The organism is Providencia sp. wls1914, from assembly GCF_009706645.1.
GTDB classification, from domain to species: domain Bacteria; phylum Pseudomonadota; class Gammaproteobacteria; order Enterobacterales; family Enterobacteriaceae; genus Providencia; species Providencia zhijiangensis.
Genome location: NZ_WLUN01000015.1, coordinates 321,562 through 340,696, shown reverse-complemented (window position 1 = coordinate 340,696; position 19,135 = coordinate 321,562). Strand labels below are relative to the sequence as shown.

Sequence of the window (19,135 nt, the reverse complement as noted above, 5' to 3'; positions counted from 1 at the left end):
GACCCAATCAATTGTAGCTCCTCATGATTCAACCTTTAAAGGCTTTATGAGCAAAGTGGATAATGCGCGGGATTTTTTTGAAGTCCATCTTCCTAATCGCATTAAACACCTTTGCAATTTTGATACGTTGAAGTTAGCCAGCGCTTCATTTGTGGATAAAACATTGCGCTCTCGTTTCTCGGACATGCTCTATTCCGTTCAAACGCTCAAGGGTAAGGGATATTTTTATTTCTTGGTGGAGCACCAATCTTCCCCCGATAAGCTGATGGGTTGGCGGCTGATGCATTACGCATTTTGCGCGATGAATCAGCATTTGCAGCAGGGGCACCAAACTTTGCCGCTGGTGGTTCCCATCCTGTTTTATCATGGAAATCAATCCCCTTATCCCTATTCCCAATCATGGACGGATTGCTTTGAGTGGTCTGATTTAGCTCATAGTTTGTACTGTAATCCATTGCCTTTAGTGGATGTGACAGTGGCAAGTGACGATGAACTGGTGAATCACCGAAAAGTCGCGGCGATGGAGTTAGTTCTCAAACATTCATCCCTGAAAGATGACCTGATGGTTCTATCAAAGCGCTTAGCGCAGGTGATCAAGGAGAACGAAAACCACCGTGACGACGTTATTTTAATCATCAACTATCTGTTTAGTGTGATGGATACGCCGACATACAAAAAGATAGTTAAAACATTAATAGAAAAAACCGAAGGATATCAGGAGACTGTTATGACCATTGCCGATCGTTTACGAAATGAGGGGTTAAAAAAAGGATTAAAGAGAGGAGTAAAAAGAGGGTTAGTCAAAGGAAGAGAAGAAGCTCGACAAGAAGAACAGGAGAAGGCCAAACAACGCACTTACACCCAAGTTTTGACCAGTTTAAGCCTAGGTTTAGACATTGATATTATTAGCAAAATTACAGGTTTGTCCCACTCTGAAATCCAAGCAATGCGTTGATCAACATAAAGCGGTATTTATCGAAAAAACGAAGGGCGGACTCAACATGAAATTGACTCCACCCTTTTTTAATTAACAGAATTAGAAGTTAATTTTTAATGTCGCGTTTACACCGCTTGAACTGACATCACTGTTATATTGACCTTGGTAAGAAACACCGAAAGTCGTGGATTTATTCAGCTGAGCATCAACCCCTAAGCCCACGCCAAATAAGTTATCTAACTTGCCACCACGAATTTTGGCTTCGCCAGTATCTGACAGGAACAGCATCGCTTCAGGACGAGTATCACCAAATAAATGGCTCGCAGATACGTCACCTTTCAGTGTGAGATTTACATTACCCGCGCTGAATGGATAGCCGCCACGCAAACCAACAGTACCGACTTGGATATCTTGATTATCAGTTTTGGTGGTGAATTGTATATTACCCACTTGCTCATGCAGATTGTCGCTGGTGACATGCAGCCAGTTAAATCCAGCATAAGGCTCAACAGAATAACGGTCATTATTCAGTTGGGTATAGGCACCTTCTACGAAGAACTGAGTAATTTTCGCATCATAGCTGGTGGAGTTATAACCGGACTCTTGACCTACCCACAGCGTGCGTTTCGCATCTCTGTCTTGGTTTGTATGAGTGACACCATAGTTAACCGCAGCCACATTTTTGATATTGGATACACCATAGGCACCAACATGCAGGTCATTGCTGTCAATTTTACCGTACTCATGGGCTTTATACTTAGATGAACCCGCCCCAAAGAACAGACCTGCTTTGGTGTGCTCAGCGACATCAATTTCTGCACCGACTAACGCTGCGTAGAAATCGGTATCCATATTGCTGTAACCATAATCAAGGTTGCCCCATTGACCAACACCCGTCATCCAGATGCGTGCATTGCTATTTTCGAGATTAGCATAGCGACCATGACCCACGCCGATAGCCTGATCTTTCACAGTACGAGTTAGACCTAATACGTTCACCACACTGGCATTATTCGCATTAAGGTACATATCGCTACCGAGTGATTGATAAGTATTACGAAGGTCACGTTCGCTCATCGGCAGCGTTGCATCAAATAGCTGACCTTTAGCATTACTTTCTAGTGTATTAGCAATCGAACGACCATTTTCATTATTGGCAAATGAAGCAAATGAGGTATCCGCTTTTTTGCTCAGAGAGCCCGTAATGGTGTTGTCTTTTACGGAAACGTCTTTTTGGAATAGTGCATAATCATCTGCGGCAGCATTATTGGTATTTGCTGCGAGCATTTTGGTTTTAGCGCGGTTGTCGGCTAAATTATCTGCGTTAACCGTACCTTGGATTGAATTATCATTCAGATAAACGTCTTTCAGTTGCCCAATATTATCGGCAGCAACGTCCAGTTTAGCCCCTTGATTTAAGGTCATATTACCGACATTCACATCATGACCTGCGGTAACTAAATAGGTACCTTTATCGTTGATGTTGATATTGGCTTTATGGCTTTCATTGGAGACTAGCTGGCCTTTTTGAGTGAATTGGTCGTTATAACGATTAAGCACGCTAATTGTGCCGCCGTTAACATTCACGTCCGCAGTACCAAAGGATTCAGTAAAACCGTACAGAGAGCCTTGCTCGACGGTTGTACCACCACGGTAGGTGTTATCCCCCGTCATCACCAATGTACCTTGACCTGTTTTGACTAAAGCGCCGTCATACAGACCTGCATCGATTTTGGCTTGAATGGCCTCAGCTCGTTTTTGGTAATATTCCTGACGCCATTTTTTAGCATCTTCTTTATCAACAATGTGGGAAGTTGGGTCTGGGTTGCCATCGTTTACCACGAAATCGGTACCAAGATTGTAATCACCGCCAGCATCAATACCGTTGGCTTTATAATCGGCTAACCACGCCAAATCTTCGGTTTCACGCTGATCTAACGCCGCTTGGCTGATGTCGTTTGTCCAGACATCGAGTGGTACAGCATCCAGTTGGTATTCGAATTTACCTAAGAATTGACCCGGACCATACATGCCTTTTTCGAGGTCAGGTGTACCCCAACCATAGCGTTCATCAGGTACACCATCAGCGGATGTCCAACCTTTATAGAGGCTGCCATCAGGGTTGTAACGGTTAGCAGTCGTGAACATCACATCACGAACTTGCAGGGCATTCATGGATTGATAACGGGACATTAAAACGCCCATAGCACCCGTGACGTGCGGCGCTGCCATTGATGTTCCGCTAAAGGTATCCCAACCTGGATTGCCGTTTTCATCCACAACACTGGAATAGATATAGCGGCTAGGGGCAACGACCGTCCACCATTTGGCATTACCCGCTTCGTTGAACATACCTTCAATTTCATAGCCTGTTTTGTCTGCCGTCTGTTTTAATCCAGCAACCGCAATCCAATGTTTCTCAGCTTGTGGATTGAAATAAGGGTAAAGAGGGCGGTAGTACGGGTTTTTGAAATCGCGGTTGCCTGTGGTGAAGACTTGAACAACATTAGTGCCTTTCACGGCATCATAGGCGGCATCCACAAAGGATGGATTATCCCCGTAGATTTTTTTGAAGTAGAAATATTCGTACTCAGTTTGTTGAGTAGTATCGACCGGTAAATGTACGGTGGTGTTACCACCATCAGGGCCGACTGTTTTCCCTGCATCAATAATTCTTGGGTTGGTTCCCCAACTGTTATTGATCACTTGGGCACCTGCATCCACCATGGCTTTCCAGCCTGTATAGAAATATTGGTAATCTTGATAAGGGCCGTAGTTATTGCTGTCGGTAGCCCCTGTGTTACCCACATACACATCAGAGCCCCATGCGACCCCATGCATTCCTTCGCCATCACGGTTAGCGCCGACGGTGCCTGTCACGTGGGTACCGTGAGTATCATTCACGCCTTTGATCCAGTCTCCAGTCACATCGAAAGCTTGGCCTTTTTCATAGTGGCCGCCTAATTCTTGAGGATAACGCATCCCCGTGGAGCCGTACTCACCTTTGGCTTTAACTGCGTGGAAGCGGGAACCACTTAGCTCTTGGTGGGATAATAACGCGCCGGAATCCATAACACCGATTTTAGCGCCTTGTCCGTGATATCCCAGCGCGTAGGCACTGGAGGCATTCATGGCGGCTAAACCCCAGTCATTTTTATATTCTTGGCTTTCCCAGCTATTTTTATCACCAAGTTGCCCTGTTTCAGAGTAAGCCAGTGTATAGCCAGAAAATAACAGCGCAGAAGTAATAATAGACAGCTGAAAAATATTTTTATTGATTGCAGCTTTATTTTTATAACGAGAAGATGACGCAAATTTATGTGCTTTGTTCATTCTGATACCTTTGTTATCAATCAAAAAACATCATTAAGAATCAAAAACAGAATCGCAGAGATAATCTGTGTTTTATAAAAATAAATACTTGAGCGCCATCTCAAAATCTTTTTATTTATCGAAAAAGTAGATTTATTGACTAGCTAATCACATGAAACGCAGATTAATAGAACGCGAAAAGAACAAATTAAATGATAGTTCTATGTGGGGAATTAAATTAATTTTTGCTTTTGAATACAAGAATTAAAATTTAGATAAATTTATTGAGAATAAATCAGATGTGGTAACAAATTCATATTATTTATTAACAGTCATTATTGCTAATTATTTTTTAAGTATTAATGACTAATTTAAAGTAATGAATTATTTTTCTATTATTTAGCAATATTCATATTTTTATAACCAAAAAAAGCCGCCATTGTTTTAAAATGGCGGCTTCAAATAACAGGTTTAAGTTAAATTATTAAGCAAATAATTACTGATAAAGCTGTTTAATTTCTTTGGCTGCGGCTAAACCACGTTTCGCTTCTTTTTCTGCGATTTCAACGGACAAACCAATATACGAACGTGGGTCTAGCATTGCTTTGATTTCATCATTGCTAAATGCCGCCGTAATGGTTTCGTTCTTGGTGAGGTTAGTGTAGAAATCCTCTCCATCTGCTGCGGTTTTGATGGCTTCTTCATACAGTAATGAGTGCGCTTTATCTTTACCCAGCTTCTCAGCCATTTTCATCATTACGTATTCGGTATTATCTAACCCTTTATTTCTCAGAACGTTATGCAGCATTCTCTCTTCGTGAGGTACCAGAGTTCTCGAAAGCTCTTCGGTTCTTAATAAAATTTCAGTGGTCAGTTCCAGCGCTTCTTCGATAAGCCCATCGAATAACATATAAGAGCTGCTATCACCTTCATACGGTCTGACGGCAGAATACATCCCAACACTCGGTAATGAATACAGTTTTTGAGAGTTAGCAATAATCCCTTTCGCCAGTTTCGGGTTGATTTTGTGTGGCATGGTGCTGCTGCCCACAGTGCCTTTGGTGAATCCTTCAGACACTTCCGCTATTTCTTCCAGCGTCGTGCTGTAAACTTCTTCCCCGATTTTATGGCAGATATTCGCCATCAGCGCTAAGTTCGCCATGTACTCGAGTTTATGGGTGCTAAGGTTACGTGATGGCACTTCCATAGCATGCATACCCGTCAGTTCAGCAACGCGTTTTTGCACTTCTAGACCAATCCCCGGCATGGAGTTAAACGCGCCCACAGCACCGCCCATCATGATGGTAAATACACGCTTTTCACACTCTTTCATTCGCTGGTAGCAGTCGATGAAATCGCTGATCCACACGGACACTTTGTACCCGTAAGTAATTGGGATAGCGTGGCGTCCATGGGTTCTGCCCGGCATCACCATATGCTTAGTTTTTTCAGCGAGACCCGACAGGTTTTCGATGATCTCACTTAACAGCAACATAAATTTATTATGTACCGTTTTCATCATGTACAGCTGCGAGCTTTGCTGAATATTTTGAGTGGTAATTCCGTAATGGATGTATTTACCACTCTCTTCAGAACAGGCATTCACCAACACTTTTAAGAAGGGAACGAAGCCGTGCCCAATTTTTTGGTAAATGCGGCTCATCTCTTCAAAATCAATGTTCTCAATAACCGCTTTTTCTTTAATTTCATCAGCCGCTGATTGGGGAATGAACCCCGCTTCAGCCTGCGCTTGAGCTAACATGGATTCAAACATCAGCCAAGTATTATATTTGGCTTCATCCGATAACAGGGCTTTTATACCGCGGTCATCGATGGTTTTACTCTTAGAATCATATAAGGCTCTCATCATATATCCTTTTATTTCTTCATGAACTCATCAACAGCGTTGCGAACAAATTCAACTTTCGGTCCATACACTACATGGACGTGGTTTGCCGATGGAAAGAAGAATGCGGTACATCCTGATTCCAACATTAAATCTTTATCAATTTTATTCACTTCTGCGACATCAATACGCATACGGGTAATACAGTTATCTACGTTACGAATGTTCTCTTTACCGCCTAAGGCTTCAACAAGGATCTCAGCGATTTCGCCATAACGTTTTTCTTTAATTAAGGTATTTTTCAGATTGCTCGACTCTTCACGACCTGGGGTTTTGATATCAAATTTGATAATCGCCCAGTAGAAAATGAAGTAAGTCACTACCGCTAAACCGCCACCAATCAGCACTAAGAATATCCAGTTAGTGTGCTCGTACAGCAGACCGAAGATAGTGAAGTCAAACACGGTTCCACGGATATACCCGATAGCGACGCCTGCGAATGACAGTAACACTGCACCAATACCGACGATGATGGCATAGATTAAGTACAGCAGCGGTGCGATAAACACGAAGGTAAATTCGAGCGGTTCGGTCACGTTACCGAGCATCGCGGTCAATACCATGGTCACTAACATCGATTTAACTTCAGCGCGGTTCTCTTTTTTCGATGTTTTATAGATAGCTAATGCAATGGCAGGGAACAGGAACAGCGTTACCAGCATTTGTTGCTGTGCCATAAAGCGCGTCAGGCTTGGCATCATTGCCCAGTATTCACTACTTGGACCTTGCTTAAATAACACTTCCGTTAAAGCTGGAACGACACCGACAAAGGTCTGTCCATCAATAACATAGGTACCACCAGCTTCGGTAAATCTAAACAGAACGTTCCAAACGTGGTGTAACCCGAATGGAATAAACAGACGTTCACCCCCGCGGTAAAGAACGGACCGACAGGACTGAGGAAGACGGCGGAAAGCTTCATCAAGCCTTGCACTAATACTTCCCAGATAAACGGTAATGTTCCACCGACCATGATCATTAAGCCGACCATGATAATCGCGACTGACTTTTTACCCGAGAAGAAGGCGAAGGCGGTCGGCAGCTCGAGGTTATAGAATTTATCGGTGGCCCATGCACCAATTAACCCTGTAATAATCCCCCCAGCGGCACTGATGTTTAAGGTTTGAATACCTAAAACCTTAATCTGTCCCACTTGACCCATAATCGCCGGATCCGCCAGTTTACCGGTGAGTACCAACCAAATATTCATGGTGATAATCAACGAAAGGTAACCTACAACGGAGGCGAAGACCGCGATCCCCTTATCGCGTTGGCTCATGCCGTAGGCAACCCCCATGGCGAACAGTAATGGGATGTTGTCGAAGATGACGCCCGCGATAGAACGGATGCTGACAAGTAATGCGTTAACGGTTTCATTGCCGAGGAAAGGGAATCGCGCAATCATGTAGGTTTGAACTAATGCACCACTGATCCCCAGTATCATACCAATTGGAGCCAGAACCCCGATTGGCAGGAGCAGTGTCCTACCAAAGCGCTGGATTGACTCACCGAATTTTCTTTTAGCCATATTTTTTCCTAATGACGAAGAATTATTGAAATTAACTGGAATACTAGCACTGGGTTTTTTAAATGAAATGATGTTACGGTTTTAAATATTATCTCAGGTCACAGATTAAGACCTAGGTCATTAAAATTAAATAAAGCTTTAAAAATCATATTAATAATGATTTTTCTATAAATGTGTTATGGGTTTTTTAAATAAATGATTATTTGAAAAATTACAAAAATAATTGAATGAAAAGCACTCAGCTAACCTTAAGTTAAATAAATAAGGTGGGTGGGAGTTTATTTACAGCAGGTTTTCCAATTCATTAATTAATAAATCCACCAGAATAAAAAATCCAGTTCTGGATTTTGAATCGTCCCGTTTGGTGTCATAGCTATCTGCGAAGCAGAAAAGAGTGTTATTGGCGTAGGCGGTGAGTTCGTTGGTGTGAAAGGCGGTCATACTGATGATGTTAGCCTCTTTCAATTGTACGATTTTAGCGGTTTCTATGATTTTCTTGGTTCCGCCAGACAACGAGATAAAAATGACGGTGTCATTTTGGTTAACTAGACGAGTAAAAGAGTCGGAGAGATTGTAATCGTTGATAAAAAAGCAGTGCAATCCAAGAGAGAAGAGCAAGTGTTCAAGATAATAACCGACGGCTTTACTGGTGCCACGTGCCACTAAAAAGATATTACGCGAGCCGCGTAATGTTTTCGCACAGTCGCGAATTTGCTCTTCATTAATCAAGGTGAAGGTTTTATGGATATTATTTTCAAGCTGCTTTTTATAAGAAGCGGGGTTCTTTTTTTCCGCTTTATTCTGCGAAAGTATATGGTTATTAATTTGGAATTTGAGTTCTTTAAACCCACTAAAACCTAATTTCTGGGACAAATTAATAATGACAGTCTTAGATACAAACGTTTTGGCGACTAATTCATTAATATTTAAGTAGGGAATATCGGCAATATTATCGGTAAGATATTTTAATACTTTTTTTTCACTGACGGTTAAGTTGTCATAATTCTTTAGAAAATCCAGCATATCTCACCTGATCAATAGAGTATCAAAAGCCCATTTTAGTTTGGGTTCGCGTGTTATTTATAATGATCTCGACACTGTGTGAAGTGAGCCAAAGCTCAATAGAGTTGATTATACGTTAAAGCCGTATTTTATGCAGGTTTTCCGAGAGTTTTTTTGATGTGAATGACTTATAAGGTCGATAATAATGCTTATCTATTTAAGCTAATATTATAAAAATGAGACTGGCCTCAACAGAGTCTAAAGGATTAAAAACGCCTTGTGATGTGCTTTATCACAAGGCTATTTTGTTTATCCCAATTCCGGCTCAATCATTATTTGAGCTGCCAAAGCGTTCCTTCAGAAATCACTGCTCTGCCATGAGAAGCAAATAACATTAACTTGCGTTCATTAGGTTGGGGATAAATACGGCTAGACATTGCAGCGTCACCGTCGTTGACAAAGACTTCAACGGAAGAGCGGTCGATAAAAATACGCAATGAAAGTTTATCGCTCGCGGGTAATGGAATGCTGCGATAACCGTCCAGCTCATATTCTGGGTAGTGTCGCCAGAGCACTAAGCGCTGAGATTGGCTATCAATATACAGCTCTAATCCATCGCCCACTTTATTACCTAGCGCTATGCCATATCGTTCTGCAATACTTTGTTTTATATCCCAAACAAGCTCTAACTCGATGGCGCTGGAATGGTCGAGTAGCACTTCTGTTTGACTAACCGAGTGAGGCTCAATGGGTTGGTTCTGTTGGCGCAGTGATTTGGCTTCAATCACTGGGCGTTGGCATAAATGCCCATCTCGTACAAATAACTCGCGTGGTAGGGTTAAGCAGCCCGCCCAGCCTTCTTGTTTGGATGGCATAGCTGATTCCCACATATCCATCCAAGCCATAATGACACGTCGCCCATCCGCTGCCGTAAATGATTGTGGTGCGTAAAAATCGTGTCCATTATCTAATTCAGTAAATTTTTGGTTTTGTATAAAGGCGCTTCCTTGTTGCCAGTGACCTTGAATTACGCCGGATTGGAAGCGATTACGATATTGGTAACCTGTATTTTGTTGGATGCCTTGTGGTGAAAACATCAAATAGTGGTGGTCGCCACATGGGAAGAAATCTGGGCATTCCCACATATAGCCACCATCAACGTCAGCATGGGCGAGGATCCGATCAAGTTGCCATTCGCGTAGTGAATTTCCCTTATAAAGCAACGTTTGCCCACAATTTGCCGCGTCTCGAGCACCTAACACCATCCACCAAGTGCCATTTTCTTGCCAAATTTTAGGATCACGGAAATGCATAATGCCATCGGGGGGCGTTAGCACAATACCTTGTTTTTCAAAGTGAATACCATCGGTGCTGGTTGCTAAACATTGAACTTCACGGATAGCGCTATCGTCACCGGCTTCTTTTAGCCACACATGCCCTGTATAAATGAGTGAAAGGATTCCATTATCATTTACAGCACAACCCGAAAAACAGCCATCACGATCATAATCATCACCGGGTGCTAGCGCGATAGGCTGATGTTGCCAATGGATCATGTCGTGGCTGGTGGCGTGACCCCAATGCATTGGCCCCCAATCAGCACTCATTGGGTGATGTTGATAAAATGCGTGATATAACCCATCAAAGTAGATCAAACCATTCGGATCATTCATCCAGCCAGCGGGCGGAGCAAGATGGAAGTCAGGGTAATAGGTGTTTCCACGTTGAGCTTTAAGTTGCTCAAGAGCAAATTGTGCTTGCTGAAGTTTTTGGTTCATAGTTCCACCGTTTTTTTCGATGTTGTCATGTGATTGACGGTTGATGCATCCTCTGATTGCAGAAGGACACTTGAAATTATCGTCATGAAAATGACGATAGCGGCGAGGATCATATAGGTATCTGCAAAGCCTAATGTGTCATAGCTGTATCCCGCGAGTGGGGATAAGAATGAGGCGCAGAGCGACGCTACAAACTGGAAACCCACTAAGTAGATGGTTGCAGATAAACGTTTATCAAATACGGATGTAATGTATTTAAATAATGAAATTAATAGGATAGGGAGTTCAACTGCATGTAGCAGTTTCATAAATGAAATTGTGATTGCATCGTCGGCAAGCCCTGAACCTAAAATACGCAGCGCCATGATGACACCGCTCAAAAGCAGGCCTCGCTTTGCGCCAATTCGATTGACGAGGAAAGGTGCTAAGAACATCCCTCCCGCCTCTAAGAAAACCTGAAGCGAATTTAAGTAGCCAAACATCTCGTTGCCTTCGTTTTGGTTAGCAAACAACGAGGCAAAATAGACCGGAAATTGTTGGTCGTAGACGTTATAAACACTCACCCCGCAGACAAATATCACCAAAGACCAAAATGAACGCATGCGTAATAATCCCAGCGCATCAGTGATAGTCAGTGACTGAGTTTTGCCGAACTCAAGCTCATTCATGGTATGAGGGCGAACATTGCGTAAACGCCATAACAGGATGATGAACAGCAGCGCGCTGGCAGAACCCATGGCGAAATTTAAGTTGGGATCGATATTAAATAATAACCCTGCAAAAAAGGTGGCGCCTGCCCAGCCCAGTGAACCCCACATACGGGCACGACCATATTCAAAACTCGCAATGCGGCTAACGCGTTCAGTATAGGATTCAAGTGCACCAATACCGGCAAAGAAAGTCGCGCCAACATAAATGCCCAACGCAGCAGCTCCCGCAAAAATGTTCCATTTTAATAACGGGGTACAGACAAAAATAAACCAAGGCCCGCTGATTAATAGCAATCCCCCCAGAAACCATAATAGATTTTTGCGCAAGCCAAGCCTATCTTGAATAAACCCATAAAGAGGCTGAGCACAAAATGCGGTTAGGCTGATAACAGAAAAAATAATGCCCGTATCGGTGCCCTTTAGGCCAATTTTTTGGCTAAGCCACAGAGATACCAAGGAAAACACGGATGACCATGTCCAAAAAAAAGTAAATAACAAACCACTTAATGTGAGATAGGCATGCATGTTAGCGCGTGTTTTTTTGCCCATAGATATTCTCCTACTGTCAGAATGTCTATATTGTTAATGTTAACATTCACTTTATAAAAGACGGTATAGTGCATAAATATGATGTTAATCACCAATGTTAACATTAACATTGACGGTATGTGAGGGATGTCACAGGTTTCTTATTCTCGCAATCATGTGGCGATTTATTGGTTGATATACTTCGACGAAAAGATGTTGGATCCAAAGACGTTGAAAACAAAGACGTTGGAATCAGAGTAAAGAGGGCAAAATGGTACTCTTAAAAGATGTCGCAAAGCTGGCTGGTGTTTCAATGATGACGGTCTCAAGGGCTATCAATAACCCTGAAAAGCTGAAAAAAGAGACATTAGAACGCATTCAGAAAGCCATTAATGAAACGGGTTATACGCCTGATCTTTCAGCTCGGATGATCCGCGGTACACGTTCAGGACAAAAACCTCGAACAATTGGGGTATTGGCGCTAGATACGGCGACGTCCCCTTTCTCTGTCGATATCACGCTGTCTATTGAAGAAACGGCGCGTTCACATGGTTGGAATAGCTATGTGGTGAATATGCTAGAAGGTGATGACCCTGAAGCCATCGCGAGTTTACTTTTTTCTCATCGCCCAGATGGCATTATCTACACGGCAATGGGACTTCGGCAGGTAGAAATTACCAAGCACATGATGAAAGTGCCGTTAGTACTCGCTAACTGTGAAAGCCTAAATGTACCAACGGCCAGCTATGTACCCGATGATGAAGATGGGCAATATAACGCGGTGAAAGCGCTATTAAATGCAGGTTACCGCCAACCGCTGTGTTTATATCTCCCAGCTAACCACCCAGCGACTCTTCGCCGAGCTCTTGGGGTTAAGCGCGCTTGTGAAGAGCATGGAATTAATGCGGATGCGTTATCTCATCATTTTTTAAGTACAGAAAACTATGCAGATATTCCTGAGATTGTCCGCAAGCAGATCCACCATGGAAAAGCGGGTTTTGATTCAGTTATTTGTGGAAATGATCGGATCGCATTCATCGTTTATCAAATCTTGTTAGAGAGTGGATTGAAGATCCCAAAAGATGTCGCCGTTGTGGGCTATGACAATATGGTTGGGATCGGTGAATTATTTATTCCACCGCTTTCGACGGTACAACTCCCGCATTATGAAATTGGCAAACGCAGCGCGCTACATATCATTAATGGGGAGACACATCGAGAAACTGTCTATATTTCATCGCCTTGGTTACCAAGGGATTCAATTTAATCATACTGACTATTTTCAATATTGCTTGTGGAGTTATTTATGACCGATAAAGTGTGGGTTCTCGGTGATGCTGTTGTTGATTTGATCCCCGAAAGAGAAGGCTGCTTACTTCAGATGCCGGGTGGTGCGCCTGCGAATGTGGCGGCTGGGGTTGCTCGCCTTGATGGACAAAGTGGGTTTATTGGTCGTGTTGGGGATGATCCTTTTGGCCGCTTTATGTGCCGCACGTTAGAGCAAGAGAAAGTGAACACCGACTATATGAAGCTGGATCCGCAACATCGTACATCAACGGTGGTGGTTGAACTGGATGAAGAGGGAGAACGAACCTTTACGTTTATGGTTCGTCCCGCTGCGGATCTTTTTTTAGAAGTCGAAGACTTACCCGTATTTCAGAAAAATGAATGGCTACATGCTTGCTCTATTGCGCTGAGTGCAGAGCCGAGCCGCAGTACCACATTTTATGCCATGGAAAAAATTCGTCGTGCAGGTGGACGTGTTAGTTTTGATCCTAATATCCGAACGGATCTTTGGCAGGATGAAAATCTACTACGTGAATGTTTACATAAAGCGCTAACTTTCGCTTCGGTAGTGAAGTTATCTGAGGAGGAGTTATTTTTCCTAAGTGGCAAAACCGATATTCAGCAAGGTATTGCACAGCTTTCAGCACAGTATTCTTTTGATTTGCTGCTGGTCACTTTAGGTAAAAATGGGGTGATGGTGTGTTGGCAGGGAGATATCCTACATTATTCTGCTAGACCGGTAGTGGTGGTTGATACGACAGGTGCGGGAGATGCTTTTGTCGCAGGTTTACTGGCAGGGCTGGCGGTGTATGGTCTGCCGCGTGATGAAGACACGCTGGGTGTGATTATTGGGCAAGCTCAAATTTGTGGTGCCTTAGCCACCACGGCGAAAGGTGCAATGACCGCATTGCCATATCGCCAAGACTTACTCAAAAGCCTGTAGTCACGATACTGCGCTATTTTTTTAGGGTAGTTGTGGTGAATGAAGAAAGAGGTTTTTGAGAAGTGAAGACTGAAGTGATCCGCTGGAAAGCAAAAACCCGCCACTAGGGCGGGTTCTTTAAATAGTGGTGCCCGGACTCGGAATCGAACCAAGGACACGGGGATTTTCAATCCCCTGCTCTACCGACTGAGCTATCCGGGCAACGGGGCGCATTAAACCGTATTAGGCTGTTCCCGTCAATGCATTTTTTATAAAAAAAACCATTTTCTGACTGAGTGTTTTCTTTTTCGACAAAAAACGCCTGTTTAACGCGCGAGTGTACGAATTTTAACTTAATGCGCCTTTTTTACGGCACAGAGCGATAGTCAAAATATCTTCAGAAAGCTGTTGAGCAATTTCCACATCACGGATATCACGATTAACCAACAAGCGATTTAAACAGCCTTCTAAGACCAACTCCATCTGATTGGCGACGAGTTCCGCATCTTCAATATCTAGCTCATCGAGCAGCTGCTTAGTAAAGCTGAATGAGTTGGATTTTTGCAGTCGGCTTAATTGGTGGATAGGGTGCTCTGGGTCTGGATAATAGTTACAGGCGGAAATAAACAGGCAGCCTGGGAAGCGTCCTTCACGGACTTTTTCTGCCAGTTGTTGATAACGAGCCATGAGTTTTGATTGTGGGCTGAGTCGCTCATCTAATAAGGTTTGGCGCTGCCACACTTCAATTTGCTGCCCGTGATAGCGTAGAGAATCATAAACGAGGGCTTCATCATCAGGCCAAAATTGGCGTAGGGTCGTAAAATCGGACTCGATTTCAGTGAGTAAACTTTCTGTCGAGGCGGATAACCCCTGTTGCTCTAACTGGTTTAACGCATGGCTCAAAATAGTGTCGCGCTGGATACTCATCGTTATCTCCATCACAAGATTGGCTAATTTTTCCATCATAGCAATGTTCAAAGTTGATTTATAGGCGTTGATTTTGTCACAAATATGAGGGTGATTGAGGGGAGTTATGGGGAAATCAGAGAGCGAAGAGGTAGAGAGGCGTTACCCTCTCTATACCTAACGAGTTGTTTAGTCGAAACTAATTCCTAGTTAAACAACTTATTCTCCATATCAATATCGATATGATAAAAATTGAAAATATTTTGTAGGAACTCATCAATATCGTGCTTTTTTAATTCTAAAGCATGCAAAATTCCCAAAAGATTTTGAATAGTAATCGCATTGACACCTCGCTCATAGCGAGAAATCTGTTGTTGGCTGATGCTTAAACGAGAAGCGAGTTCAGCACCGGTGAGCCCAACAACTTTACGTCGTCGTTTAAGAAATGAACCAATGTAAGTGGATACTTCATGGTTATCGAATTGTTGATTAGCTAGCATGATCCCTCCATGCGAGTTTTATTGAGATAATAGTATTCAAAGATAATTAAATATTATTATCTTTAATTGGCGAGAGTAATCGAAAATTGACTATATCAATTTAGGTGTATTTAACCGCTAAGTTAAACTAATTACCAATATTTATGACGGATTGATAGGCTATTTTCGATAGTTAATAGCTATTTCGATCACTCAGTTAGTGAGTAAAATTACAAAGGATTATGGGTCTTATGTTCGATTATTTTGATTTAATTAGCTAAATAATCTGGGTTCTTGGGTTTTTATTGGTTTTTTATGGCGATAATTACTGACTTATTTTTTATAAAAATAATGCAAAAAATAATAATGAAGTATGAATTAGGTAATGGGCTGTTACACTTATATATATATTATTCATAAATATGTTTCGAGAGAAAGATTTATATTTACTTCGTCATAAATATACAGATTTGTTTATTGATTATCGGCATTATTTTAAATAGTTTATAGAAATAAGAATAAATATGACATCGTGCAAATAAGGAATGCGGATTAATGAAAATTATCATTGCACCTGATTCTTTTAAAGAAAGTATGAGCGCCGAGCTTGCAGCTCAATCAGTGATAAAAGGCTTTCAACGCGTGTTTCCTGACGCGGAATATATTTCGCTGCCAGTGGCTGATGGTGGAGAGGGAACCGTGGATGCGCTGATCGCGGCAAAGCACGGTGAAAAAATATCGGTTACCGTGGCAGATCCTTTGGGTCTCCCTGTCATGGCTTACTACGGGCTATTAGCTGAAAGTAAGACGGCGGTGATTGAAATGGCGCAAGCCAGCGGGTTGATGTTAGTGCCTATAGCCAAGCGAAACCCGATGCTGACAAACAGTTATGGTACGGGAGAGCTGATAGCCAATGTGCTTGCTCAAGGGGTTGAGCGGATTATTCTAGGGATTGGCGGCAGCGCCACAGTGGATGGTGGCGTCGGTATGTTACAGGCGCTGGGTGTTCGATTTTATGATGAAAATCATCAATTACTGGGGAATACGGGGAATATCCTTTCGCAGATAGCGCATATCGACATTCAGCAGCTTGATCCGCGGTTATCTCAGTGCAAAATCGACATTGCTTGCGATGTGAGTAACCCATTGGTTGGGAAACACGGCTCTGCGGCAGTCTTTGGTCCACAAAAAGGAGCAACGCCAGAAATGGTGGCTGAGTTAGATAACGGATTAAACCAGTTTGCGGCGCTTCTTCAGCAGTTAACGGGGACTGACTATCGTTATCTTGCAGGTGGCGGCGCAGCAGGGGGGATCGCCGTTGCAGCGGCTGCGCTACTCGGCGGTGAGCTTAAATCCGGTATTGAGATTGTGATGGACGCTTTAGCGTTTGAGCAACATTTACCAGATGCCGATTTGGTGATCATCGGGGAAGGTAGTATGGATGGGCAGACCGCTGGCGGAAAAGCGCCTCTTGGTATTGCGAGACTCGCGGCAAAACATCAGGTTCCGGTTATTGCATTAAGTGGTGTGTTAGGGGATGGTGTGAAAGGTCTGCACCAAGAAGGTGTCACGGCGGTATTTAGCATTCTGCCAAGATTGTCTTCGCTTAGTGAGGCGCTCAAGCAGGGGGCTGAAAACTTAGAAAATACAGCGTGCAATGTGGCTCGAGTATTGAATATGGGGCGCCATCTTTGAAATAAAAGCGAAGCGCATTTATTTGATGGAAAATAAGCTAACTTATCCAATATTTATTTTATATGCACTTTTTCCGATACCATGACGACGAGTTATTTGATAAATGAAAGGGTAATAAAGCAATAAACTACAAGAATAGGTAAAAAATGCTTAACCCCAACACGTTTGTGCCACTGAAAATTATTGCTTCTGGCATCGCACTACCCACACATAAAATATTGTCGATGGATTTGGATAAGCAGCTGAATAAGCCGAACGGTTACGTTGAAAAGCGCTCAGGGATCCGCTGGCGCTACCATGCATCCAATACCGATAGCCAAGCGGAATTAGCCGCCGCGGCGATTCACGATGCATTAACTCGCCACCATATTGATCCTGCTTCAGTGGATGCCTTGATTTGTGCATCGGCTATTCCCGTGCAAGCCCTACCTTGTAGCGCAGCTCATATTCTTGCAAGTTCAGCGCTTCACTCGGGAATTGCTTGCTTTGATGTGAATGCGAGTTGTGTGAGTTATTTATCGGCGTTGCAAATTGCGGGTGGGCTACTCGCTACTCATCAATATCGCCGAATTGCGATTGTCTCTGCGGATATTGCTTCTCGTGGGATCGATTGGGAACATGAAGAATCTTCGCTGATCTTTGGTGATGGCGCAGCTTGTACACTTGTTGAGCGCGGTGATGGGCATAGCGGCATTTTGGCATTTCGTTTGGAAACCTATCCTGAAGGACTGGATCTTTGTGAGATCAGAGCGGGTGGTACTCGCCGTAATCCACGCTCAGGGATGGAGCCGAGCGATTTCTTATTCCACATGAAAGGCAAACCGCTATTCAAGATGGCATCCGCCATGGTTGAGGATTTTATGGAGAGAATACTGTCTCAAGCGGGAGTGACCTTAGCGCAGATTGATACGGTAGTTCCCCATCAAGCGAGTCACTTATCCTTGGAACATATGCGCAAGCGCCTTGGTGTCACCGCCGAGCAGTTAGTCGATATCTATGCCACACACGGTAACCAAGTGGCGGCCTCAATTCCTTCCGCGCTGCATGAAGCCATTATTACTGACCGTTTTTATGGCAAATCCCACGTAATGCTGGTAGGAACCGCAGCCGGTTTGGCGTTATCCGCACTGGTTCTTATACCATGAAGATCTTAGTCACCGGCGCGACTAGCGGGCTTGGGCGCAATGCCACAGAAATCTTGCTACGTGAAGGGCATCAGGTGGTGGCTTGCGGGCGTGATTTGGCTATTGGTCAGATATTAGCTGAGACGGGGGCGGTATTTATTCCCATAGAACTGGCAACGTTAACACCGGAAAACGCACGGGAATTGATGGCTGGGTGTCAGGCCATTTGGCACTGCGCTGCACTGTCGGCGCCATGGGGTGAGCGTGAAACATTTGAAGCTATTAATTGGCAAGCCACCAAAACCTTGGCGCAGACTGCGGCAGAGCAAGGTATCGAGCGGTTTGTGCATATCTCCACCCCTGCAATCTATTTCAATTTTACTCACCAGCACAATATTTTCGAATCAACGAATAACACGCAATTTGCCAATGATTATGCGCGAACGAAGTTCCTTGCCGAGCAAGAAATTACCAAGATAGTGCCGAATTATCCCTCAACTACGTTTGTGATTTTGCGCCCTCGTGGATTATTTGGTGCGCATGACCGGGTTTTATTGCCGCGTTTGATGGGGCAAGTTCGCGCCCGTCATGGCAAATTGGTGCTGCCGGCAGGGGGCAAAAATGCCTTCGATTTGACCTACGTTGAAAATGTGGTGGATGCCATGATGTTGGCAACCCAAAAACCGTTAAAAAGCGGGTCGGTATACAATATTACCAACCAAGACCCTCAGCCGTTGGCCACGACATTAAAAATGCTATTTGAGCAAACAGGTACTGAGTGCCAGATTAAATCAGCCCCTTATTCGCTATTATACGGTGTGGCATTTTACTTAGAAAAATTGGCGATTATGCAGCGAAAAGAGCCGTTATTAACCCGTTATAGCCTTGGCGCTGCTTATTTCACGATGATTTTAAACAATCAACGCGCTCAGCAGGAACTCGGTTACATCCCTCGCTATTCCATGGCGGAGGGCATCGCACGCACCGCAAAATGGCTTAATGAAAACCAAGAGGGCAAACC

At 43.5% G+C, this 19,135-nt stretch carries 8 protein-coding genes, 1 tRNA gene and 6 pseudogenes; 6 read left to right on the top strand and 9 right to left on the bottom strand.

Features of this window, described 5'->3' with window-relative positions; genetic code table 11:
- Positions 1 to 952: pseudogene (locus GKR74_RS10625) on the top strand (Rpn family recombination-promoting nuclease/putative transposase); the annotation flags it as partial.
- An 84-nt stretch (positions 953 to 1,036) separates the two neighbouring features.
- Here GKR74_RS10625 and pta read toward each other — a convergent pair.
- From pta to GKR74_RS10595, 6 genes and pseudogenes are all read right to left on the bottom strand, one after another.
- Positions 1,037 to 4,270: an autotransporter Pta gene (pta, locus tag GKR74_RS10620; protein WP_154603530.1), complete on the bottom strand. Its 3,234-nt coding sequence runs from the start codon at positions 4,268 to 4,270 to the stop codon at positions 1,037 to 1,039.
- Between the two features lie 475 nt (positions 4,271 to 4,745).
- Positions 4,746 to 6,116, bottom strand: a complete 1,371-nt coding sequence (locus tag GKR74_RS10615; RefSeq protein ID WP_154603529.1) for a class-II fumarase/aspartase family protein — start codon at positions 6,114 to 6,116, stop codon at positions 4,746 to 4,748.
- An 11-nt stretch (positions 6,117 to 6,127) separates the two neighbouring features.
- Positions 6,128 to 7,683: pseudogene (locus GKR74_RS18190) on the bottom strand (PTS transporter subunit EIIC).
- 282 nt (positions 7,684 to 7,965) lie between these two features.
- Positions 7,966 to 8,706: a MurR/RpiR family transcriptional regulator gene (locus GKR74_RS10605; RefSeq protein WP_154603528.1), complete on the bottom strand. Its 741-nt coding sequence runs from the start codon at positions 8,704 to 8,706 to the stop codon at positions 7,966 to 7,968.
- A gap of 311 nt (positions 8,707 to 9,017) precedes the next feature.
- Positions 9,018 to 10,463 (bottom strand): glycoside hydrolase family 32 protein, encoded by a 1,446-nt coding sequence (locus tag GKR74_RS10600; RefSeq protein WP_154603527.1) that lies wholly within the window; start codon positions 10,461 to 10,463, stop codon positions 9,018 to 9,020.
- Positions 10,464 to 10,471: 8 nt separating this feature from the next.
- Positions 10,472 to 11,722 (bottom strand): annotated as a pseudogene (locus GKR74_RS10595) (MFS transporter); the annotation flags it as partial.
- A gap of 250 nt (positions 11,723 to 11,972) precedes the next feature.
- Between GKR74_RS10595 and GKR74_RS10590 the strand changes: the two are divergent.
- Together GKR74_RS10590 and GKR74_RS10585 are read left to right on the top strand one after the other, a co-directional pair.
- Positions 11,973 to 12,968: a LacI family DNA-binding transcriptional regulator gene (locus GKR74_RS10590; RefSeq protein ID WP_154603525.1), complete on the top strand. Its 996-nt coding sequence runs from the start codon at positions 11,973 to 11,975 to the stop codon at positions 12,966 to 12,968.
- 39 nt (positions 12,969 to 13,007) lie between these two features.
- On the top strand, positions 13,008 to 13,931 hold the full coding sequence (locus tag GKR74_RS10585; RefSeq protein WP_154603524.1) for an aminoimidazole riboside kinase: 924 nt from the start codon (positions 13,008 to 13,010) through the stop codon (positions 13,929 to 13,931).
- A gap of 125 nt (positions 13,932 to 14,056) precedes the next feature.
- On the opposite strand, the gene GKR74_RS10580 is transcribed toward GKR74_RS10585, so the two are convergent.
- From GKR74_RS10580 to GKR74_RS10570, 3 genes are all read right to left on the bottom strand, one after another.
- Positions 14,057 to 14,132 (bottom strand) — tRNA-Phe (locus GKR74_RS10580).
- A 126-nt stretch (positions 14,133 to 14,258) separates the two neighbouring features.
- A complete protein-coding gene (gene dicD, locus GKR74_RS10575; protein ID WP_442959342.1) occupies positions 14,259 to 14,831 on the bottom strand; it encodes a division control transcriptional repressor DicD in 573 nt (190 codons plus the stop codon).
- A gap of 191 nt (positions 14,832 to 15,022) precedes the next feature.
- The gene (locus GKR74_RS10570) at positions 15,023 to 15,316 is read right to left on the bottom strand and encodes a helix-turn-helix domain-containing protein (protein ID WP_154603522.1); all 294 of its coding nucleotides are present in this window, start codon (positions 15,314 to 15,316) and stop codon (positions 15,023 to 15,025) included.
- 534 nt (positions 15,317 to 15,850) lie between these two features.
- On the opposite strand from GKR74_RS10570, the pseudogene GKR74_RS10565 reads away from it, so the two are divergent.
- The 3 pseudogenes from GKR74_RS10565 to GKR74_RS10555 form a co-directional block, all read left to right on the top strand.
- Positions 15,851 to 17,026 (top strand): annotated as a pseudogene (locus tag GKR74_RS10565) (glycerate kinase).
- 110 nt (positions 17,027 to 17,136) lie between these two features.
- Positions 17,137 to 18,144, top strand: a pseudogene (locus GKR74_RS10560) (3-oxoacyl-[acyl-carrier-protein] synthase III C-terminal domain-containing protein).
- Positions 18,132 to 19,130: pseudogene (locus GKR74_RS10555) on the top strand (NAD-dependent epimerase/dehydratase family protein); the annotation flags it as partial. The pseudogenes GKR74_RS10560 and GKR74_RS10555, both read left to right, overlap by 13 nt.
- Between the last annotated feature and the right edge of the window lie 5 nt (positions 19,131 to 19,135).